The sequence below is a fragment of the Streptococcus sp. HMSC072G04 genome (assembly GCF_001813295.1).
Taxonomy (GTDB): Bacteria; Bacillota; Bacilli; order Lactobacillales; family Streptococcaceae; genus Streptococcus.
The window spans coordinates 105,408-127,103 of record NZ_KV812027.1; the positions used below are offsets into that span (position 1 = coordinate 105,408).

Sequence of the window (21,696 nt, forward strand, 5' to 3'; positions counted from 1 at the left end):
AACGAATTACCGATTTCTGTCCCACTCTCTTTGAGCTAGTAAGACACTTCGGCAAGACACCATGGTGCTTGCCGTAGCCTAATGAGGTGCTTTAGCACCCATTAGGCTAAGTGTGTTACATCATCCCACCCATCATGCTTGGATCCATTCCTGGTCCTGCTGGGGCTGCTGGTTCTGGTTTGTTGGCTACGACTGCTTCGGTCGTCAAGATAAGACTCGCTACGGAAGCGGCGTTTTGAAGGGCTGAGCGGCTCACTTTAACTGGGTCGATGATTCCTGCATCAATCATATTCACCCATTCACCTGTTGCAGCATTGAAACCTGTTCCGACTTCGGCATTTTTCAAGCGATCAATCACAATAGATCCTTCGTAACCGGCATTGTGGGCAATTTGGCGAACAGGTTCTTCCAAAGCACGAAGAACGATATTGCGTCCGGTCGCTTCATCCCCTTCTAATTCAAGGGCTGCGACTGCAGAGATAACATTGACAAGAGCTGTACCACCTCCGGCAACGATTCCTTCTTCAACGGCTGCGCGAGTCGCATTAAGGGCATCTTCGATACGGAGTTTCATTTCTTTCAATTCTGTTTCTGTTGCAGCACCGACCTTGATCACGGCAACACCACCAGATAATTTGGCCAAACGTTCTTGTAATTTTTCACGGTCAAATTCAGAGGTTGTGGTTTCGATTTGTGACTTGATGACTGCAACACGGTTAGCGATCGCTTCTGGGTTACCAGAGCCTTCAACGATGACAGTGCTATCTTTATCAACTGACACTTTAGCTGCTTGACCAAGCGCTTCAATGGTTGCATCTTTCAATTCCAAACCAAGATCGTCTGTAATGACTGTACCACCTGTCAAGATGGCAATGTCTTCTAGCATGGCTTTGCGGCGATCTCCAAATCCTGGTGCCTTGACAGCTACAACATTAAAGGTACCACGGATCTTGTTCAAGACAAGTGTTGGAAGAGCTTCGCCATCGACATCATCTGCGATGATCAAGAGTGGACGGTTGCTTTGAAGAATGCTTTCCAACAATGGCAAGATTTCTTGGATATTTGAAATCTTCTTGTCAGTGATCAAAATGTATGGATTTTCAAGGTCTGCCACCATTTTTTCATTGTCAGTGACCATGTATTGTGAGAGGTAACCACGGTCAAATTGCATGCCTTCAACGACTTCCAGTTCTGTCTCCATTCCACGAGACTCTTCAATGGTGATGACCCCATCTTTACCAACTTTTTCCATGGCTTCAGAGATGTACTCACCGACTTTTTCAGAACGAGAAGACACAGCAGCTACTTGAGCAATGGCTTCCTTGCTCGATACTGGAATCGCATTGTTTTTCAAAGCTTCTACTGCTGTTGCAACAGCGGTCTCAATCCCACGGCGGATGCCAATTGGGTTAGCTCCTGCAGTGACGTTTTTGATCCCTTCACGGACGATGGCTTGGGTCAAGACCGTTGCGGTAGTTGTACCGTCACCTGCGATATCATTGGTCTTAGAAGCCACTTCTGACACCAATTTGGCACCCATATTTTCAAAATGGTCTTCCAATTCAATTTCTTTTGCGATGGTCACCCCATCATTTGTGATCAAGGGTGAACCAAATGATTTTTCAAGAACCACATTGCGTCCTTTAGGGCCCAAAGTGACTTTCACTGTATCTGCTAAGACATCGACACCACGGACCATTGCAGAACGTGCATCAGATGAAAATTTAATATCTTTTGCCATTTCTCTTACCTCTTTCTTCTCTTACTCTACAATTGCAAGAATGTTTGATGTTCCAACGATGGTGTAGGTTTCTTCCCCATCTTTAACTTCAATTCCTGCATGGCTTTCAACCAAAACGTGATCTCCTGCTTTTACGGCTGGAGCGATGAGTTCACCACTTAGGGTACGCACACCTTCACCAACGGCCACTACTTCAGCTGTTTTTGTATCAGCCTTGCTCGCACCTGCGAGGACAAAACCTCCAACAGTCTGTTCTTTTTCTTCTACTTTTAAGACCACACGGTCTCCTAATGGTTTTAACATGTTCATTCCTCCATACGTGTTTTTAGCACTCTCTATACGTAAGTGCTAACTTATGTTTCTATTGTATCACTTGGTCAGAAATAGTCAAGAAAAAAACACCTCAAAAATAGATGAGATGTTTCTAAAATATCAATTTAAAATTGTCAATTTTTGATTGAAATCATCGATCACTTTTTGAAGATTGATCCGCCCGCGGTAGATGCCATATCCAAAAACAATCATGCCTAAAATTCCAACCAAGGCTAGTAAAATCCCGAGGATCAAGAGTGGAAGGAAACTTTTGTGAAAGAGATAGATCAATACCACACCAATACTGGCAATGATAAAGAGTAAGCTGAACCAACGACCAAGGTTTTCAAGCATGTGGCGTTGGTAGTTGATTTCTGTTTCATATCCATTGACAAGTTCTTGTTTTGTAACCATGGGATTCCTCCTGATAAAAATTGAGAATGAAGTGCAAGTAAAGGAGGTCCATTCACTTCATTCTCAAAAACTCCTACTAGCAAATTCGTTTTTTCTTGACCTTAGTATTTAAGATGTGGGTCGAAGATACCAAGGGCAACACCGATCAAAGCCACTACAACGAGAAGTAACATAACTTTGTTTGGTGAAATTTTTTTCTTAGACATCAACCACCAGCAAAGAGTGATGAAGGCTGCTGTCAAGAGACCTGGATAAACACCATCGATCTTTTCTTGAATGTTCAAGAAGACTTTTCCTTCAGAATTCTTGAATTGAAGGGCTGTTGTAACAGATACCCAAGTAGCTGCTACGGCACCGATAACCATACCACCGACAACGCTGATCGCTTTACGAAGAGCTTGTCCTTTTGGTCCTACAAGGAATTCAACGGCTTTATCCCCTAATTGGTAACCTTTGAAGAAGGCAAAGCGCATACCAAAGTAGACTAAGAGGTTCCATACGACGATGTAGAAGAGAGCACCAGCGACGTTACCACCTTTAGAAAGTCCAAGGGCAATCCCCAAGAGAACTGGAATCAAGGTACCAACGACCAATGAGTCACCAATACCAGCGATTGGTCCCATCAAACCGGCACGCATACCGTTGATAGTTTCGCCATCTACTGCATCTCCGTTTGCACGCGCTTCTTCCAAACCAGCTGTGATCCCTACAACAAGAGATCCAAGTTGTGGTTCAGTGTTGAAGAAGGCCGTATAGGTTTGCATAGCATCCTTTTGTTCTTCTTTTGTGTCATACATTTCTTCTACGATTGGAAGCATAGAAGTCAAGTACCCGAAGGTTTGCATATGTTCTTGAGAGAAACAAGTCAAATGACCATAATACCAATGATGGAATGCTTTTGCTAATGTTTTCTTTGAAATTTTCTTTCTATCAGCCATTTTAAATATCCTCCTCATCATCGTCTAGATCCACCACTCCAGCGGGAGCAGCTTTCATCGATTTGATCACTTCAAGTTCATAGTAGATTACTGCAAAGATTAATGAAACAACGGCACTTGATACCAAGTTCAATCCGAGAGATTTCGCCAAGGTAAATCCAACAAAGAATGGAATGAAGTCAGTTGCTTCTGTAACAATTTGTTTCAACAAGATGGCAATACCGACACATGGGAGAAGAGCACCGACTGTAAAGAGGGCTTTCATCCAGTAACCATCCATAGGAAGGTATTGTTTCATCAAATCAACCATGTTTTCACCGTATTTGGTGATAATCATTGTTGGAAGGAAAGAGAAGAGGAAGTGAGAGATCCAAGGGTAAAACCAGTCAACTGCGTAGAGTTTTTTGAAGTTTCCTTCTTCAACGGCTTTCCAACCAATGTGTTGCCATACCAAGTTCATAGTAGCGGTACCGTAGAAAAGAACTGTACCGATTGTCCCAACGGCTGCACCAATTGGAGCTGCAGCTGCGGCGATTCCTGCTTCATCTGTGATGTTATTGGCATGCACAAACAAGATAGCAAGAGGAACACCGATATAAGAGATGGCACGAACATCGGCAGATACGGTACCACCAGGTGTTACCAAGGCGATATAAACGACTTGAAGGGCAACCCCGACCATAATACCAGTTGTCACATCTCCAAGAATTAAACCTGAAATCAACCCACCGATCAAGGGACGACCGAGTGTATAGTTCCCGATACTGGAACCTCCCATACCAGGCATTGAAGACAAGCTGGCGAAAATACCAAGCAAGATTGCTTGAATCCATGAAATTGTCATAACAAACGCTCCTTTTGTTTGTAAATTTATTTACCTAACAGATAAGACTGTTGGGTTTAAAAACCAAATTTTGATTTGAAATCATCCCAATAACCGATGGAAACATCTGGCAACAATTGGAATTTCACCTTGTAGCCTGCTGCTTGAATGGCTTGGAAAGCTTCTGCTTCTTCCTGAGTGATGGATTGGTTATTCCCCAATTTCACAGCTCCAGGACGATCATTTGCAGGGCCAACGATGATTTCTTTGACATCACCTGGGACAAACCCTTGGTCGACCAAAATTTCCTTCATATCGATTGGATTTTTGGTGATCAAGAAGTAACGACTATCTGATTCCGTTACTTTTGCTGATTTTTCCTTAAAGGCTTCCTTTGTCCATACAAAGGTTTTCTTGTCTGATGCGCCTTTGTAAGCTTGGATCAAAACCTTGTTTGATGCTGCTGCATCGTTTACGGCAATCAAACCATCACATGGTTTTTCTTTTGCCCAGCGTGTGACTGTCTGACCGTGAATCATGCGGTCATCAATCCGTACAAATGTTACTACCATAAGGTACCTCCCTATTAAATATCGTCATCATCTTCTTCAGCACTAGTGGCTGAAACTTCAAAAGGCTGTAGTGCAGATCGTGCTTCTGATAAGATGGTGGCTGACAAATCGTCTCCATCCAATACATCCTTCATCACAACTGCCGTCAAGGCCATGGTAAGGTTCATCCCACCAAGGATCAAGGCTCCATCGAGCTTTCCAGCTTCTTCTAGAACCGTGGCTGCAGTGGTTAATGGACTACCACCTACGATATCTGCCAAGACCAAAACAGAATCATCAGCTGTCAATCCTGAAATGCTCTCTCTGAAATCAACTGCGAAGTCATCGACCGATTTTCCTTCTTTGAGTCCAACCGCGATGACCTGATCCATCTTATCACCAGCAAACATGGCTAGTGATGTTTTTAGACCTTCTGCCAGTCCACCATGACTGACCAAAACGAGGTATTTCATTTTGCTACGCCTCCTTTATTTGACTCTATTGTAGACTATTTGAAAGCGCTTTTACATTGTCAAATGTCACATTCCCAATATGACATTTAGCAATAAAAAAATGACATCTGTCACTTGACAAAATGCCATCTTATTTTACTCTAAACTCCTACCTGTAGACTACTTTCAATCTCCCTCTGAATTTGAGGCAAGCGGTTCTCGACATCCTGATCGCGCAAGGCATTGCCGATCAAGTAGTCTAGCTTTTCTAACACCTCTTTTGAGACATTTTTCGGACTACTTTCAACAGCTTGTTCCATGATGCGGTTCAAGGTCTGATTGGTCAAGGAATCTGTTCCAAAATCATCCACCTGCAGAAGGTCTTTACTAGAGCGACTCTTGACTACCTGTGGCATGACAGAGATCCCTTGGGATTGAGCAAAGAGGGTTTGTTGAATTTCTGGATCCTCTGTTAAGAGTTGCATCAATTCCCAAGCCAACTTGGAATGAGAACTCCGAGCTGACATAGCAAAAGAAGTCGTCGTGACTAAGGTTGCCTTGGTCGTTTTTGACTTAGCAGGCATCGGGATACAGGTCCAGGTGAAGTTTGAATATTTTGAAACGTGGTAGGGATAAGGTTTATAGGTCCGATATTGGGCCAAGGTCATGGGATAGAAGGCGACTTTCCCCTGGTCAAAATCTTTAGAGCTCACCTTGTAATTTTTATTTAGATCTTCCAATTTTTGCAGAAAAGTCAAAGACTCTTTCACTTCTGGAGCTGTCAGCTTGAGCATGCCACCTTGGAAGAGATGACCTCCATTTGCTGCCAAGGCTTCTTTCCAGGTGTATTCTGTGCTTCCAAATTGGTCCAATTGCCCATCTCCATTGGTATCTTTGGTTAGTTTCTTGCAAATCGTATAGAACTCTTCAAGGGTCCAACCTTCTTTGGGAACCGCGATGCCTTCTTTATCCAAGAGATCTTTATTGACACACATCAAAATAGGATTGCTTTCATAAGGCAAGGCATAGGTTTGCCCCTGATAGACACCCGATTCAAAGGCAACGGGATAAAAGGCAGCTTGATCTTTTCGATCCATATAGCCGTTTAACTTTTCTAATACGCCTCGCGCTGCTAATAAAGAAAGATCTTGCTCAGAGACCATAAACACATCTGGCGTCTTTCCTGAGACAATCTTTTCGGAGAGCCAGTCTGAATAATCTGACTGCGGAATCCCATTTTCATACTCCACACGGACGTGGGGATGGGATTTTTCAAATTTTTGAATCGCACGATCCAAGGCATGGGAACGTTGACTGGTCGGCACATCCCAGCTAGAACCTGCATAAATGCCGATATGGAGTACGGTCGGTTGCTGTTTCCACCAATAAAAACCTGCGCTCACACAGAGTACAACAAGGAGACCGATCCCCCAACAAAGATGCTTTCGCTTCAATTTCATTCTGTATTTCCTTTAGAAAAATCACGTCTCGTCACTCCTGTTTGGACTGACCAGATCGCTAATTGCGTTCGATCTCGTAGGTTTAATTTTGCCAAAATCGTTGATAAGTAATTGCGCACGGTTCCTTCTGACAAGAAAAGTTTGGCCGCAATTTCTTTATTGGACTCCCCATAGCCGACTTCTTGGATAATGCGCCATTCCGTCGTGCTCAAATCCTTGACATTGTCCTCATCTACAGCAATAGAGAAGTTGGTTTTGGCCATTTGTGAGAAAATTTGAAAGACTTTACTAGCGATATTCGGATTGATCATGGCTCCGCCTTGATACACCACCTTAATCGCTTCATAGAGTTCCTCTGTCGAGGCTCCCTTTAAAAGATAACCTGAAGCACCATACTTGAGTGCACTATAGATAAATTCATCATCGTCAAAGGTCGTTAAAATAATAATTTTGATATCCGGATAGTGTTCTTTTACTTCTTTTGTCGCCAAAACCCCATCCATCCCTGGCATCCGGATATCCATCAAGATTAGGTCAGGATGGGTTTGGGGAATGCTAGACAGGACGTGATTGCCGTCTTCCACTGTGGCCACCACTTCGATATCGGGGTGGGCTGACAAAATAATTTTTAGAGATTCTCGAATCAAGGCCTGGTCATCTGCCACCATTACTTTTATCACCATCTCTATCTCCCTTCTTTATATTTCGGTAAACTGACGCGCGTGAAAAATCCATCGCGGTTTTCAAATTGAAGCTGTCCTCCTAGGATAGAAATTCGTTCCATCATCTGCTTGAGCCCATAGCCATAGGTCAAGGTTTCAAATCCAACCCCATTGTCCTGCAACTCGATCAAATAATCTTCTTCGTCCTCAAAAAAATGAAGGCTCATCTGACTGGCATGACCGTGGCGAACCGCATTGGTCATAGACTCTTGAATCACACGAAAGATCGTATCTTCAATCATGACGTCCATATCGACATCGACCCATTCATAGTGTAAACCAACCTGCAAGTTGGAAAGCGTCTGGTACTCGCGGATCATCTTTTCCAAAGCATCTTTGAGGGTTCGTCCCTCAAGGGCACCTGGACGGAGGCGGTTGAGAGAGCCCCTCACATCCTGGATTCCTTCACGAACCACTTCTGATACACTTTTTACCTGCTCTTTTGCCCGATTGGGATCGATATCAATCAAGACTCCGACAGCATCCAGCCCTGCCGAGATCCCTGTTAGTGCGTGTCCCAAGGTATCGTGAATCTCCCGAGCAATCCGCTTGCGCTCCCGATCTTCTGCAATCTTCTCAGACAAGGCCATATAGTTGTTCAACTCCGTATTGACCTTCGAAACCATGGCCAACTCTTCTTCCACTTCGTGGTTTTCCGCAAGAACATTCATAATATAGAACAAAAGCGAAATAATGAAGAGCACCATATTCAAGGCATAGAGGGAATTCTTTAAGAAAAAGGCCAGAATCCGAATGGAGGCAGGATAAAAATGAATATAGACATCCAGAGAAGGAATCGGAAAGAAAAGCGAAAAGACGTCTGAATTGGTCACAAGAAGCATCAAGAAACTCACTAGGATAAACGCAAACCAATACTTGCGGTCTCGCTTGGTATTCAACTCTTTGGAACCATAGAAGATATCCGCAAAAACCAAGAGAATCAGCCCGTTATAAGCTACATTTTGGACCCACATCAAGAGCAACATCAGGAGGATCTCCAGAATATTCCACTTATCAAAAATGGACCATCGACTCGTTTGAGACCGGTAACGACTCATGGAGATCAAGGCAATCCCAGCAAATAAGAATGCAGACAACCAAAAAGTTGTAGAGGGCGCAAAAGGAATGCGCTCTAAGCGTTCTACTAATAGAGAAGCTTGCCGTTGGGCAATGATATAATTGGTTGCTTGAAGATAGATGATACTGTTGAGCATCACAGCGATAAAATTTACGACCATCAGGATGGCCAAACTGTATCTCACACCTCTAAATTTTCTCATTACTGCCACCCATTCACATCAAATTGATCGATGTTTTCCTTTGTCATCATTTGAACCGGAATGGTTATTTCTTTTTGGTAGCTCTTCCCATCAGCCATATCTTGGATGACCTCCATCACCCGGTCTCCCATCTTCAACGGAGACTGGGCAACGGTTCCTACGACATCATCTGTCGAGTGCAGCAAGGCTTTCATATCTGGTGAGCCATCAATCCCATAGATCGCAATGGGATGGGTGATCCCTTGCTCCTTGATCGCTGCTAAAGCTCCTATAGCTGAACGGTCATTCAAGGAGACTAGAGTATCGACATTCCCCCCTGACTGCAAGAACTTACGGACAGCTGGCATGGCGATCTCCGTCTGACCCTTGGTTTCTAGTTCCGAGATAATCTCATATGACCCATGTCCTTTGATGGTATCCTTAAATCCCTGAATCCGCGTATCTGCTGAAACAGTCCCCTGATGCTCCAAGAGAAGGATCCGAGCATTTGAAGAGCGTTTCATCAGCTCTTTCGCAATCAAGACTCCTGCTTGGTAGTTGTCGGAGACAATGCTGGCATCCGGCTTAAAATGCTTGAGCTGGGTATCAACTGCAATGATCTTAATTCCTTGTTTTCTAGCTTTTTTAAGAGCCCTTAAAATCGGCTGACTATCCCCTTTGACCGGATTAATCACAATCACATTTACTTTTTGAGCGCAAAAATCATCGATCTGCTGGCTCTGCCTTTTTTCATCCAATTCCGGATCTCGGACAGATACAAGAGCTCCTTTCTCATCGGCAATTCGACTAATTTCCGAATGAATACTTTTATAGAACTCATTGTTCATGGTCATATAGGTGACACCGATCTTGGTCTGATCCTTGATGCTACTGGTTTGACAAACGGCATAGATCCACAAGAGGATGCAGGTCACTGGAATCACCAGTAGAACCCGTTTTATCAGCCATTTTAACCGTTCTTTTCTTTCTTCTTTCCCCTTCAAACTCCATTCCTTTTCTGAAAATTTTGAATATATATTACTTAATTTTACTACTTTTTCAAGATAAATGCTGGCTTTTATTGTACAGATGCATATTTTTGATTTATTTTTAAAAGAGTAGTTCCCGAATGAAACCCCTAGCAAGTAGCAAAAAAGCTGGTCTATAAACGAACCAGCTTTCTTTTTTGATCCTAAAATGGAAGATCTTCCTCTTCTAAGATGATATCGGCTAAATCTCCCGTTCCACCATTTTCACGCATCGCTCGCTGAGCACGGCTCTCTAGCAACTGAAAACTTTGGCAGAGGACCTCTGTCACATACTGCATGACCCCATTTTTCTCGTAGCGGCGCGTCCGAATCTCTCCATCCAAAGAGATCAAACTCCCTTTGTTGGCATAACTAGCCATGGTTTCAGCCAATTTCCCCCAGACAACGACATTGACAAAATCAGTCTCTCGCTCCCCGTTTTGATCCTTGTAGCGACGATTGACCGCAACGGTCACTCGAGCAACGGATTTGTCTGTGCTGGTTTTATGCAATTCTGGGGCCGCCACCAGGCGACCGATTAAAATAACTTTATTATACATCATTTACCTCCTATCTATTTATTCGAAAAAATTTCAAAAAATGGAGGTGACAAACCAAAATCAAAAAAATCTAGGATCCAAAACATCCTAGATTCTTCTCTTTATTCGTGCCAGTGACGAGCAGGATCAAAAGGTGTCCCTGCTACTTCTGCGTCATCCAATTCAATAATGCCTCGTTTTTGAGGAGCATTTGGTAAGTGCAATTCACGCGGGCTGCACATCATGCCATAGCTTTTTTCTCCACGAAGAGCCCCTGGGAAAATCAAGCTACCATCCGGCATCATAGCACCTGGAAGAGCGACAATGGTCTTGAGGCCAACACGCGCATTTGGAGCTCCTGCTACGATCTGAACCGTCTTATCTGGTCCAACTGCTACTTGGCAGATATTCAAGTGGTCACTATCTGGATGGGCTACCATTTCAAGGATTTCTCCCACCACAAATTTTGGTTCCCGATCATTGACCAAACGTTCTGCGAAGCTTTCTTTTTCCAATTCTTGGTTCAAACGATCCACTTGCTCATCTGTCAAAAAGACTTGTCCCTTGCCTTCGATGGCGAAGAAAGATGAGGCATCAAAGATATTCCAGGCAACGGTTTCTTGCTTGTCCTCACGGTAAACGCGTGCCACTTTCCCTTTTCTCTCCACCGCGAGCTTTGCATCTCCACTATTTTTCAAGGTCAGCATCAAGACATCGCCGACTTGTTCTTTGTTGTATGTTACAATCATGATTTTCTCCTATTTTAATCCTGCTAAGAATGCTGTAATCTGCGCTTTGGTTTTCCGATCTCGATTGACAAACCGACCGATTTCCTTATCCTTTTCCAGAACAACCAAACTAGGGATCCCATAAACATCCCAGACTTTCGCCAGATCCATATAGGCATCTCGGTCAATCAAGATAAAGGTAAATTCAGGATTTTCAGTCTCAATCTCCGGCAAAAAAGGCTTGAGGTAACGACAATCCCCACACCAATCTGCTGAAAAGACAAACACTTTCTTGCCATCTTGCTCTACATATGAAGCAATTTCTTCTATAGAACTCGGTATAATCATAGTTTTTCCTCTTCGTAATGCAAGAGACCGTCCTCGTAGACAAAGCGGTAATGGCGCTCATCTTCAAAAATGACACCACCTACTAAGCGCTCTTCACTAGACTCGTAGAGTTCCACGTACAGGGTCGCAATCGTCCCCATGGCTTCCATTTGCTCCCGTACTTCTGCTACCAACTCTTCTTGGGTACGGAGACGCTTTTGATCTTTGGCAATTTTATAAACACCAGCCGCAAGAGCTCCTGCACTTGCTACAGCCAGACTAGACAAAATAATTTTTTTAGCTTTCATAGTGCCTATTGTAACACAAAATAAGCAGAGGGACAACGGTCTAAGCTGGATCTCTCCCTCCGATTTTAGAGACTGATTTCCATAATAACGCTACCATCCTTGTAGAAAAAGTGATAAAATAGCATCAGAAAGAAGGTAACCTATGACTGATTTATTTTCTAAAATCAAAGAAGTAACTGAAATCCCTGCTATCTCAGGTCATGAAGCTCCTGTACGGGATTATTTGCGCCAACAATTGACCCCTCATGTTGACGAAATCGTGACAGATGGTCTCGGTGGGATCTTTGGGGTCAAACATTCAACAGCTGCCGATGCTCCTCGTATCTTAGTAGCTGCCCACATGGACGAAGTTGGTTTTATGATCAGCGAAATCAAAGCTGACGGAACTTTCCGTGTTGTCCCAATCGGAGGTTGGAATCCGATGGTCGTCAGCAGCCAACGCTTCAAACTCTTTACACGTGACGGACGTGAATACCCTGCTATTTCAGGATCTGTTCCTCCTCATTTGACACGTGGAACAGGTGGACCAACCGTACCTGCCATTAGCGACATCGTCTTTGATGCAGGCTTTAGCTCTAAAGCCGAAGCTGAAAGCTATGGGGTTCGTCCTGGAGATACCTTGGTCCCAGATAGCTCTGCGATTCTCACTGCTAATGGTAAAAACGTCATCTCAAAAGCATGGGATAACCGCTATGGCGTCTTGATGGTCAGCGAATTGGCCAAGAACCTCTCTGGACAAGCCTTAAACAACGAACTCTATGTAGGGGCCAACGTTCAAGAAGAAGTGGGACTTCGTGGAGCTCACACCTCAACTACTAAATTTGATCCTGAAATCTTTCTTGCTGTAGACTGTTCGCCAGCAGCCGATGTCTTTGGAGACCAAGGCGCGATTGGGGAAGGAACACTGCTTCGCTTCTACGATCCAGGTCACATCATGCTACCAAATATGAAAGATTTCTTGCTCACTACTGCTGAAGAAGCGGGCATCAAATTCCAATATTACTGTGGTAAGGGTGGAACCGACGCCGGTGCCGCACACTTGAAGAATGGTGGAGTGCCATCTACCACCATCGGTGTCTGTGCCCGTTACATTCACTCTCACCAAACCCTCTATGCCATGGATGATTTCTTGCAAGCGCAAGCCTTCTTACAAGCATTGGTTAAGAAATTGGATCGCTCTACAGTTGATTTGATCAAACACTATTAAGCAACATCGATCTGAAGCCCCGTAAGGGGCTTTTTTAGAGGGAAAACAAGGTTCTCTTTGAAACTTTCCAGCGTGAGTCACCATTAAGCCCTTTGGCATCCACACTCCCCTTAGGAAAGTATCTTAGAATATTTTATCTTCCATCTGTTTTCTGATATAATATGAAAGAATGAAATGGTAGGGAACGGAACACTCATCCTTGGATTCGTGTGGCAGACCCTTCCCTTATATACAGGAGTTTTACATGAAAAAACAAGCTTTTAGTTCTGAAAAGTATTTGAACTTGCAACGTGACCACATTATTGAGCGGATCAACCAATTCGATGGCAAGCTCTACCTTGAATTTGGTGGTAAGATGTTAGAAGACTTTCACGCTGCTCGTGTCCTCCCTGGATACGAACCAGACAATAAGATCAAGCTGCTACAAGAATTGCGCGACCAGGTGGAAATTGTCATTGCCATCAACGCCAACAACATTGAGCACTCAAAAGCTCGTGGGGATCTAGGAATTTCTTATGACCAAGAAGTACTGCGTTTGATCGACAAATTCAATGAATTGGGGATTTTTGTAGGCTCTGTCGTAATCACCCAATATGCTGGACAAGCTGCAGCAGATGCCTTTCGCAAACAACTGGACAAGAGCGGGATCGCCTCTTATCTCCACTATCCGATCAAGGGCTATCCGACCGACATGGACCACATCATCTCTCCTGAAGGGATGGGGAAGAATGACTACATCAAAACTAGCCGCAATTTGGTCGTTGTGACGGCTCCTGGCCCTGGTTCAGGTAAGCTGGCAACGTGTATGTCCAATATGTACCATGACCAATTAAATGGGATCAAATCCGGTTATGCTAAGTTTGAAACCTTCCCAGTATGGAATCTTCCTTTGCACCACCCAGTTAACTTGGCTTATGAAGCAGCGACTGCAGATCTAGACGATGTCAATATGATCGATCCTTTCCACCTCCAAACCTACGGGGAAACAACGGTCAATTACAACCGCGATATCGAAATCTTCCCTGTCTTGAAGCGCATGTTGGAACGCATCTTAGGAACCTCTCCTTACGCTTCTCCAACAGACATGGGCGTCAACATGGTTGGCCTTGCCATTGTGGACAATGACGCTGCGATTGAAGCTTCCCAACAAGAAATCATCCGTCGCTATTACCAAACCATCTTGGATGTCAAAGCAGAGCGTGTCGGTGAAGGAGCTGTCAAGAAGATCGAGCTCTTGATGAATGATTTGGGCATTACTCCAAATGACCGGAAAGTGACCGTGCTTGCTCGTCAGAAAGAAGAAGAAACAGGCGAGCCAGCCTTGGCCCTTGAATTACCAAACGGCGAGATGGTGACCGGAAAAACCTCTGATCTATTTGGCCCAACCGCAGCCCTCTTAATCAATGCGATTAAGAAATTGGCGCATATTGATAAAGAAACCAAATTAATCGAGCCAGAATACGTCCAACCTATCCAAGGCTTGAAGATCAATCATTTGGGTAGCCGTAACCCTCGTCTTCACTCAAACGAAATCCTCATCGCCCTTGCCATTACAGCCATGAGCAACGAAGATGCTAAGCTTGCTATGCAAGAATTAGGCAAGTTGAAAGGTAGCGAAGCCCACTCAACCGTGATGCTGACAGACGAAGACAAGAATGTCCTTCGCAAGCTCGGTATCAACGTCACCATGGATCCCGTCTACCAATACGATCGCTTGTATCGTAAATAAACTGAGACAATCCCTGTTCGAGGGATTGTTGAGAGCGTAGATAAACGAATCTTTAATAAAATCTAATCAATTCTTTAAAAATTATACTCGTTATAGTTATTCAATCATATTCTGAAACTTTCCACTGTGAGAAAAGTGCCTGAAACAATACAGTTTCAGGCACTCGGAATTATTGAGACCTTAGGCTCAATAATTAGTCATGGAACTTCTACGAAGGTCGCTGACGTCCGTACTCACCTAAGGAAAGTTTTTTAATAAGACTTTGTCTTCAATCTCAACAATCCCTCGAACAAGGATTGTTTTTTATTATGATGCAAAGAAGAGAAACTATTTGACAGCCTCCCATAATTGGCGAATGGGCTTTCTTTGAACAGGGTCCACAAAATGAGGAGCAATTTCATTCAAAGACTCTAGGACAAAGGCACGTTCTGCCACATAAGGATGTGGCAAGATCAAGTTTGGACTGTAACAAATGGTGTCCTCCATATAGAGCAGATCTAGATCGATCACACGTGGCCCCCACTTGACCTCACGGACACGCCCCATTTCCTGCTCAATGGCCAGTAAGGTCTCTAATAAATCCTCTGGGGTCATCCAGGTTTCAACCTCTGCCACCTGATTCAAAAAGGTGTCCTGCTCCACTCCTCCCCAAGGTTCTGTTTCAATCCTTGTGGATGTCTGGAGAAGGCGAATGCCTCGATCCTTGAGTTTTTCTAGCGCCGTCTCTAGTTGCAGTTGTTTATCTCCCATATTGGTGCCAAGCCCAATAAAGGCCCGTTTTTTCTCCCGTTCGATTGTCACCGAACAAGTCTCGAGTGGCAAGGGAACAGGAGCCCAAGGTTTTTTCAACTCCAGACGAACTTTTTCTACAAAGGAATAGCTTTCGAAAATCTTTTGAACCAATTGAAAGGCCACCGTTTCAATCAGATCGATTTTTTCTGCCTGCATCCACTCGGTCAACTGTTCCGCCAAGATCCCATAATGGATCGAAGCTTCCAAATCACCTGTACGAGCAGCACGGGTCATCTCATAATCTACCCATAGGTCTAGGACAAAGCGTTGTCCTAATTCTTTTTCTGCTGGAAAAACACCGTGATAGGCGTATACCTCTAAGTCCTTGATCCGTAATTGATCCACTCTGTTCACCTCTTATAGCCAGCCATTAGTGGCCCATGAGTTTATAGGCTTCATTTTTTAAGTCTTTATCTGTCGCAAGCAGTCCACGCGCAGCAGTTGTCACTGTAGCGGTCCCAGGTTTACGGACACCACGCATATTCATACACATATGCTCTGCTTCTACCCAGACAAGTGCTCCTTGCGCTCCAAGATATTCCATCAAGGCATCTGCGATTTCTACCGTCAAACGTTCCTGAATCTGTGGTTTTTTAGCATAAACCTCGACCGTACGAGCCAGTTTTGAAAGCCCAGCCACACGGCCATTTGGAATATAGGCAATGTGCACTTTTCCATAAAATGGTAAAAAGTGATGCTCACACATGGAATGGAAGAAGATATCCTTCTCGACCACCATATTGTTATCAATGATTTCAAATGATTTAGACAGGTGCTCTTCTGCTGTCTGCCCTAGTCCTGCAAAGATTTCTTGATACATCTTGGCAATGCGGGTTGGCGTTTCCTGAAGTCCCTCACGGTTCTCGTCTTCACCGACTGCCTCGATGATCATTTTCACTGCTTCTTCAATTTTCTTTGTATCCATATCATCTCCTAGTTGGATTTTTCTGTTTTTTAATAAATAAGGTCGTATCTGGCTAAGGAAGTAGAGCGACCCCGTTACAATGAGGAGCTCATCGCCTTTTGCTTGCCAGTTTTGTAGAAACTCTTGCCAATTGACTTCCTCAAGCTGATGGTTTTTCGCAGCAGCTCTTATCTCTTCTTGAGAATAGGCTCTTGGATCTTCAAAAGTCGTGAGGATCAAGCGACTATTTTCTAGTTCCTGCCACTGAATGAGCATCTCTTCTAAGGCTTTGGTCCGGATGCAGGTAAAAAGAATGGTCTTTTTTTGGCCTGGGAACAGTTCCCGAAGACTTGCGATTAAAGGCGCAACGGCGTGGGGGTTATGGGCCCCATCTAGCAAGATCATGGGATTTTGCGAGACCACTTCCATCCGGCCAGGCCAGACGACTTGATGCAAGGCCTCATCCACTAACTCTCTTGACAAGAGTTCACGCCCTTCTCTTTCAAAAAGTACATCACAGATACTGATCGCAAGAGCTGCATTTCTGGCCTGGTGATGACCTAAGAGCGCTACTTGATAAGAGGCTTTTTCTCTTTTAGAACTGTGATAAGAAAATGATTGGCCTGATAGACAAGAGGCTTCTAGCTCAACTTGGTAATCTCTGTCATAGGCTGTTATCGGTGCCTGCTTCTGAATCGCAATACCTTCAATGACTTGGCTGGCTTCTGCTTCTAATTTCCCTAGAACCAGAGGAATTCCTGGCTTAATGATGCCTGCCTTTTCACGGGCAATGGAAGCCAGATCTGGCCCAAGAAGGGCAACATGATCCAAGCCAATCGAAGTGATCGCGGTCAGAACGGGCTGACAGACATTAGTACTGTCTAGTCGTCCCCCCATACCGACTTCCATGATCACATAATCCAGCTCCTCGTGAGCAAAATAATCATAGGCGATGGCCGTCATCACTTCAAATTCAGTCAACCCTTGAAAGACGGCCTTTGATTGTTCAGCTTGCAGGAGCTGCTGGTAACTATCCAGGTAGGTTTGCAGGTCTTGATCTGAAATGGCTTCGCCATTAATGGTGATTTGGTCATTGTAATGGATCAGATAAGGAGAGGTAAAGACTCCAACGCGTAAACCTGCCTGCCTCAAGAGTTGGGACAAGGTAGCAATGGTAGAGCCTTTGCCATTGGTCCCCGCAACATGAATAACCCGACAGTCTAGGTGAGGATTTCCTCTCAAAGCCAAGAGAGCTTCCATGCGCTCCAAGCCGAAATGTGGATCTTGGGAACGATAGGCTTCTAGCCAACGAAGATCCAACTGATGTTCTTTTGTCTTCATTTACTTGTATTGTTTTAAATTGGTATCTGCTGCCTCTTGGGCTTGGAAAATGGCTTGCCCCAGACTGGCTGCCATCTTGTGAAGGGGAATATCATGCACCCGCACCACTTCGACTCCTTGACTGGCTGCAATACTGGTCAAATGGCTCGAAGCCAGGTCCCGATTCCAAAAACCAGTCTCCGTTGCAGGATCTGTCTCAAATCCAGCTTCCTCAATAATGTTGACCACAAAGCGTTTGCGGGAGACCCCTAGAAAGATCGGATACCCCTTTTGGTGAATCGTCCCAAGTTCTTGTAATAAGAGTAAGTTCTCTCGCTTGGTCAAACCAAAACCGATCCCAGGATCCAACATAATACGATCCGTCTGGACACCAGCTGCTTTCGCTACCGCAAGCGAGCGGTCAAAGAAGGTCCACATCAAGTCTTGAATCGGTTCTTGAGCCATCTGTTGAAGCTCTTGCTCTGAAAAGACTGGTTCGAAACCAAAACTTGGAAAGATAGTGGAACTTGGATGATGCGGTCTTGCCATCACTGGATTAAACATGAGAACTGCGCTCGCTTCATGCTCCGCGACGACAGCAGCCATCTTAGGATCTCCAAGAAAACCTGTAATATCGTTGACAATATCAGCCCCAGCTTCGAGCGCCGCCGCCGCCACCTGGGACTTCCAGGTATCCACTGAGATCAAGACATCACTTTCTTTCCGAATGGCTTTAATCACTGGAACCACGCGGTCAATCTCTTCTTGGATCTCTACATAATGACTACCTGGTCTGGTTGATTCTCCTCCAATATCGAGGATCTGAGCTCCTTCTTGGATCAGTTTTCTCGCCTGCTGCAAGGCTGCATCCACACTCGTATACTTACCGCCATCAGAAAATGAATCCGGAGTGACATTTAAGATCCCACAAAGAAGGGTCCCTTGGCCACTCAGCCATTTATTATCAATCATTTTCGTTCTCCTTTGATTCCCTTCCTACAGCATGATTGCGAACAAAAGAGGCTAGAACAATTGTTCTAAACCTCTGAGTCTACTCTCCATACGGATTTCTGATTTTATCTGACCTTCTGTAGGATGGTTCTGCATCAAAACTCATTGGTACCTACCATTTTATCATAATTTATCATGGAAGAAAACTCTCGATACCGGCAATAAACAAAGGAGGAATACAGCAGGATAATAATAAGCTAGCGCATTCAAGGTCATATGGAGGCAAATACTGTACTCGATCCGCTGGTAGCGATAAGCCACCCAAGTTAAGATCAAAGACATACCTCCGTAGGCTACCCATTCCCCCAAGGCGCTCGGTCCATGCAAATAAGTAAAAAAGAGAGCACCGACTAAGTAACCGATCGGTTCTGCTCCTCGAAAGATCAAACGAGGGATGATGGCCCGACAGAGCAGCTCTTCTAGAATCGGAGCAACAAGGATCACGACCATGCCCATAGCAAGAAAAGGAGCATGAGATTGCAGTTCATTCAGAGCCGCTTGGTTTGCCGTCGTACCACCTGCCTCTTGTTTCAACAAGGGATAGGCGAGCAGGTTATTAGCCATCAACAAGAGAAGAAAAAGAAAATTTCTCCCCAGAGCCGGCCAGGTTATGACCCGAACATCTAAGTTCTCCAGAGGACTCATCTTGATGACCTTATAAAAAACAAAGAGCACCGCCACTGTTACCAAGAGAGTGAGGATAGTGACCCACCTTGCATCTACTCCTTCTTGAAGGGAATAAACCATGGTGATGAGGGGGAATTGTGAGAGAAAGAATAAGGGCACAAAAAGAAGGAGCCAGAGGGCATTCTGACATAATGGGTGCTCTCGAATAAAAGACTGTATATTTTTCAATGGACAACCTCTTTCTTGTATAAAATAAGAAGACTGGGGCTTTCGCCTCCAACCTTCTCACTTTATTTCAGTTTACTGATTTTTGAAACGTTCAACGTCACGCGCAATCACCAACTCTTCATCAGTTGGAATCACCAATACCTTCACACGGGAATCATCTGTGGAAATATCTCCGACAACTCCAAAGACGTTCTTTTCAGGGTCGACCTTGCAGCCAAACCAGCTGATTCCATTGATAATAGAAGAACGAACGTTTACTGCATTTTCACCGATTCCTGCTGTAAAGATGATGGCATCTGCACCATTCAAGACAGCCAAGTATTGACCGATGTATTTTTGCAAACGATCGATAAAGATATCGTAAGCCAATTTGGCTTTTTCGTCTCCATTATGCATCGCTGTATGAATATCCCGCATGTCACTAGAAGATCCAGAAACACCCAGAAGACCGGATTCACGATTGAGGATGTGGCTAATATCTTCAGGTTTATTGAAATCCTCTGTATGTTCCATCAAGTATGGAATAATCGCTGGATCGAGATCCCCTGTACGGGTTCCCATCATGACACCACCTAGAGGTGTGAAGCCCATTGAGGTATCGACAGAGATTCCCTTGTCAACCGCTGTAACAGATACACCATTTCCAACGTGGCAGGTGATCAATTTCAATTCTTCTAATGGTTTTCCAAGAAGTTTAGCAGCTTCACCAGCTACATACTGATGACTGGTTCCATGAGCGCCGTACTTACGGACCTTATTTTCTGTGTAATATTTAGTTGGAAGAGGGTAACGATAAGCTTTTTCCGGCATGGTTGTATGGAAAGAAGTATCAAATACCACAACACTGGTAATATTTGGACAAATCTCTCTAAAGGCACGAATTCCAGCTGCATTTGCAGGATTATGAAGAGGTGCTAACAAAGACAATTCTTCTACTTTTCGAAGGACTTCGTCATCTACCAAGGCAGAATCCTTGAAGTATTCTCCACCAGCAACGACGCGGTGGCCCACGCCTTTAATCTCATCGTAGGATTTGATAATATCAAAGCGAATCAAATCATCCAACAAAATTTTTACAGCTTGTGTATGGTCCTGGATATCTAATACTTGTTTTTCTGAACGTCCATCAAATTTAACAGTTGAAATAGAATCTTTCAAACCGATCCGTTCAATCAACCCTTTTGCAAGAACAGTTTCCTCTGGCATTTGGTACAATTGCCATTTCAAACTAGAGCTTCCTGCATTAATAGAAATTGTTTTCGACATATATTCACCTCATTAAGCGTTTTCACTTCCTCTATTATATCAGATCTTTGATCAAATTTCACTATCCTTTAACCAGTTTTGGAAACTTTCCATAAAGTGAACCACCTGGTCTTGATCCTGGAGATCGGTAAACGGATAGACAAAGGGCTGAACAGACTCTTCTTCTTGTTTTCGTAGGACGAAAATCGTCTTAGCATAGGCTGGATTTGAAAAAAGAGACTCTGGCAAGGTCAGCATGGCCAGGATTTGAGCCTTGTCTTTCAACCAAGCTTTTAAAAGATCACTCTGAGGACTCGTCAAGAGGTTGTTGGGAGCTAAAAAGATAGCCACTCCTTGAGGTTTCAAGTATTTCAGTGCCTGTTCCATCATAAGGTGATGGGCATAAGTATGCCCTTCGGAGCTCGCTACCTGATAGCGCTGTGCAATCGCATCATCTGGATAATAACCAATTGGTAAATCGCTAACAATCAAGTCACTTTCTTTCAAAACTTGTGGACGAACCGCGTCTCCTTGCGCAAAGACAACACTAGACTCCATCACATCTGCGATACTAGCAGATAGGTCAATCAAGAGATCGTCCACTTCCAATCCTAAGTAATCAATCTTGAGACGGCTATTGTTGACAATGGTCTCAGCGAGATTTCCGGTTCCACTTCCCACTTCTAAGACATCCAGTTGGTCACTTTTAGCCAACTGATCGATCAAAAATGTAATGATAAAACCAATCGCATCTGGGGTGAACTGGTGATTTGCTTGCAAAGGCTCTGTTTGAGCAGCTTTCATAAAAAGGAACTGGTAGGCTCTGCGCCATTCTTCCTTACTTAAACCTAGTTCTTTTAATTTTTGGCTATTATTTTTGACAATGTCTAGATCTGTCTTGCCCTCTAAATACATGACATTTTGCTCAATCAAGGCGTCATAAAAGTTAGTCGACAATTCATTTTGAATACTTTGAATGTTTTCCAATAGATAGGTATAGGCTTGTTCAATTTTTTCGAAATTCATGATTT

At 44.1% G+C, this 21,696-nt stretch carries 23 protein-coding genes and 1 pseudogene; 2 read left to right on the forward strand and 22 right to left on the reverse strand.

The genetic code is table 11. The features are described from left to right. Positions 1 to 115: 115 nt before the first annotated feature. The 15 genes from groL to HMPREF2904_RS06335 form a co-directional block, all read right to left on the reverse strand. Positions 116 to 1,741 (reverse strand): chaperonin GroEL, encoded by a 1,626-nt coding sequence (groL, locus tag HMPREF2904_RS06265; RefSeq protein ID WP_003004647.1) that lies wholly within the window; start codon positions 1,739 to 1,741, stop codon positions 116 to 118. A gap of 21 nt (positions 1,742 to 1,762) precedes the next feature. Continuing rightward, positions 1,763 to 2,044 (reverse strand): co-chaperone GroES, encoded by a 282-nt coding sequence (gene groES, locus HMPREF2904_RS06270; protein WP_003013619.1) that lies wholly within the window; start codon positions 2,042 to 2,044, stop codon positions 1,763 to 1,765. Between the two features lie 129 nt (positions 2,045 to 2,173). Then, entirely contained in the window at positions 2,174 to 2,467 is a 294-nt protein-coding gene (locus HMPREF2904_RS06275) for a hypothetical protein (protein WP_003013750.1), read from the reverse strand. Between the two features lie 101 nt (positions 2,468 to 2,568). After that, the gene (locus HMPREF2904_RS06280) at positions 2,569 to 3,423 is read right to left on the reverse strand and encodes a PTS system mannose/fructose/sorbose family transporter subunit IID (RefSeq protein WP_037585172.1); all 855 of its coding nucleotides are present in this window, start codon (positions 3,421 to 3,423) and stop codon (positions 2,569 to 2,571) included. Further along, entirely contained in the window at positions 3,407 to 4,249 is an 843-nt protein-coding gene (locus HMPREF2904_RS06285) for a PTS mannose/fructose/sorbose/N-acetylgalactosamine transporter subunit IIC (RefSeq protein ID WP_070661080.1), read from the reverse strand. Before HMPREF2904_RS06285 ends, HMPREF2904_RS06280 begins: the two co-directional genes overlap by 17 nt. A 56-nt stretch (positions 4,250 to 4,305) precedes the next feature. Continuing rightward, positions 4,306 to 4,800, reverse strand: coding sequence for a PTS sugar transporter subunit IIB (locus tag HMPREF2904_RS06290; RefSeq protein WP_000261775.1), 495 nt, complete (start codon positions 4,798 to 4,800; stop codon positions 4,306 to 4,308). A 14-nt stretch (positions 4,801 to 4,814) separates the two neighbouring features. Next, positions 4,815 to 5,252: a PTS sugar transporter subunit IIA gene (locus HMPREF2904_RS06295; RefSeq protein WP_049472855.1), complete on the reverse strand. Its 438-nt coding sequence runs from the start codon at positions 5,250 to 5,252 to the stop codon at positions 4,815 to 4,817. Between the two features lie 140 nt (positions 5,253 to 5,392). Next, positions 5,393 to 6,691 carry an ABC transporter substrate-binding protein gene (locus HMPREF2904_RS06300; protein WP_070661083.1) on the reverse strand — a complete coding sequence of 433 codons (1,299 nt, stop codon included), beginning with the start codon at positions 6,689 to 6,691 and terminating at the stop codon, positions 5,393 to 5,395. Then, positions 6,688 to 7,371: a response regulator transcription factor gene (locus HMPREF2904_RS06305; protein ID WP_037585171.1), complete on the reverse strand. Its 684-nt coding sequence runs from the start codon at positions 7,369 to 7,371 to the stop codon at positions 6,688 to 6,690. Before HMPREF2904_RS06305 ends, HMPREF2904_RS06300 begins: the two co-directional genes overlap by 4 nt. Positions 7,372 to 7,376: 5 nt before the next feature. Continuing rightward, positions 7,377 to 8,693 (reverse strand): sensor histidine kinase, encoded by a 1,317-nt coding sequence (locus HMPREF2904_RS06310; RefSeq protein WP_070661086.1) that lies wholly within the window; start codon positions 8,691 to 8,693, stop codon positions 7,377 to 7,379. Next, a complete protein-coding gene (locus tag HMPREF2904_RS06315) occupies positions 8,693 to 9,676 on the reverse strand; it encodes a substrate-binding domain-containing protein (RefSeq protein ID WP_070661089.1) in 984 nt (327 codons plus the stop codon). The genes HMPREF2904_RS06310 and HMPREF2904_RS06315 overlap by 1 nt, the downstream gene beginning before the upstream one ends. A gap of 188 nt (positions 9,677 to 9,864) precedes the next feature. Next, positions 9,865 to 10,260, reverse strand: a complete 396-nt coding sequence (locus tag HMPREF2904_RS06320) for a single-stranded DNA-binding protein (RefSeq protein ID WP_070661092.1) — start codon at positions 10,258 to 10,260, stop codon at positions 9,865 to 9,867. Positions 10,261 to 10,361: 101 nt separating this feature from the next. Beyond that, complete coding sequence (ytpR, locus tag HMPREF2904_RS06325; protein WP_070661096.1) at positions 10,362 to 10,988, reverse strand: YtpR family tRNA-binding protein; 627 nt, start codon at positions 10,986 to 10,988, stop codon at positions 10,362 to 10,364. Between the two features lie 9 nt (positions 10,989 to 10,997). Beyond that, positions 10,998 to 11,315, reverse strand: coding sequence for a thioredoxin family protein (locus HMPREF2904_RS06330; RefSeq protein ID WP_070661098.1), 318 nt, complete (start codon positions 11,313 to 11,315; stop codon positions 10,998 to 11,000). Beyond that, positions 11,312 to 11,602 (reverse strand): DUF4651 domain-containing protein, encoded by a 291-nt coding sequence (locus HMPREF2904_RS06335; RefSeq protein WP_003004245.1) that lies wholly within the window; start codon positions 11,600 to 11,602, stop codon positions 11,312 to 11,314. Before HMPREF2904_RS06335 ends, HMPREF2904_RS06330 begins: the two co-directional genes overlap by 4 nt. Before the next feature lie 142 nt (positions 11,603 to 11,744). Here HMPREF2904_RS06335 and pepA point away from each other — a divergent pair, with 142 nt between their 5' ends. Together pepA and HMPREF2904_RS06345 are read left to right on the forward strand one after the other, a co-directional pair. Further along, positions 11,745 to 12,809 carry a glutamyl aminopeptidase gene (pepA, locus tag HMPREF2904_RS06340; RefSeq protein ID WP_070661102.1) on the forward strand — a complete coding sequence of 355 codons (1,065 nt, stop codon included), beginning with the start codon at positions 11,745 to 11,747 and terminating at the stop codon, positions 12,807 to 12,809. Between the two features lie 244 nt (positions 12,810 to 13,053). Beyond that, positions 13,054 to 14,538: a DUF1846 domain-containing protein gene (locus HMPREF2904_RS06345; RefSeq protein WP_070661105.1), complete on the forward strand. Its 1,485-nt coding sequence runs from the start codon at positions 13,054 to 13,056 to the stop codon at positions 14,536 to 14,538. A 327-nt stretch (positions 14,539 to 14,865) separates the two neighbouring features. On the opposite strand, the gene folK is transcribed toward HMPREF2904_RS06345, so the two are convergent. From folK to HMPREF2904_RS06380, 7 genes and pseudogenes are all read right to left on the reverse strand, one after another. Continuing rightward, positions 14,866 to 15,675 (reverse strand): 2-amino-4-hydroxy-6-hydroxymethyldihydropteridine diphosphokinase, encoded by an 810-nt coding sequence (gene folK, locus HMPREF2904_RS06350; protein ID WP_070661107.1) that lies wholly within the window; start codon positions 15,673 to 15,675, stop codon positions 14,866 to 14,868. 25 nt (positions 15,676 to 15,700) lie between these two features. Then, positions 15,701 to 16,255 carry a GTP cyclohydrolase I FolE gene (folE, locus tag HMPREF2904_RS11750; protein ID WP_003019101.1) on the reverse strand — a complete coding sequence of 185 codons (555 nt, stop codon included), beginning with the start codon at positions 16,253 to 16,255 and terminating at the stop codon, positions 15,701 to 15,703. Between the two features lie 96 nt (positions 16,256 to 16,351). Then, positions 16,352 to 17,575: pseudogene (locus HMPREF2904_RS06360) on the reverse strand (folylpolyglutamate synthase/dihydrofolate synthase family protein); the annotation flags it as partial. Next, entirely contained in the window at positions 17,576 to 18,526 is a 951-nt protein-coding gene (folP, locus tag HMPREF2904_RS06365; protein ID WP_049505966.1) for a dihydropteroate synthase, read from the reverse strand. It lies immediately after the preceding pseudogene. Positions 18,527 to 18,688: 162 nt separating this feature from the next. After that, positions 18,689 to 19,420: a CPBP family intramembrane glutamic endopeptidase gene (locus HMPREF2904_RS06370; protein ID WP_070661112.1), complete on the reverse strand. Its 732-nt coding sequence runs from the start codon at positions 19,418 to 19,420 to the stop codon at positions 18,689 to 18,691. 72 nt (positions 19,421 to 19,492) lie between these two features. Continuing rightward, positions 19,493 to 20,686 (reverse strand): acetate kinase, encoded by a 1,194-nt coding sequence (locus HMPREF2904_RS06375; RefSeq protein WP_070661117.1) that lies wholly within the window; start codon positions 20,684 to 20,686, stop codon positions 19,493 to 19,495. A 51-nt stretch (positions 20,687 to 20,737) separates the two neighbouring features. Then, on the reverse strand, positions 20,738 to 21,691 hold the full coding sequence (locus HMPREF2904_RS06380; RefSeq protein WP_070661120.1) for a class I SAM-dependent methyltransferase: 954 nt from the start codon (positions 21,689 to 21,691) through the stop codon (positions 20,738 to 20,740). Between the last annotated feature and the right edge of the window lie 5 nt (positions 21,692 to 21,696).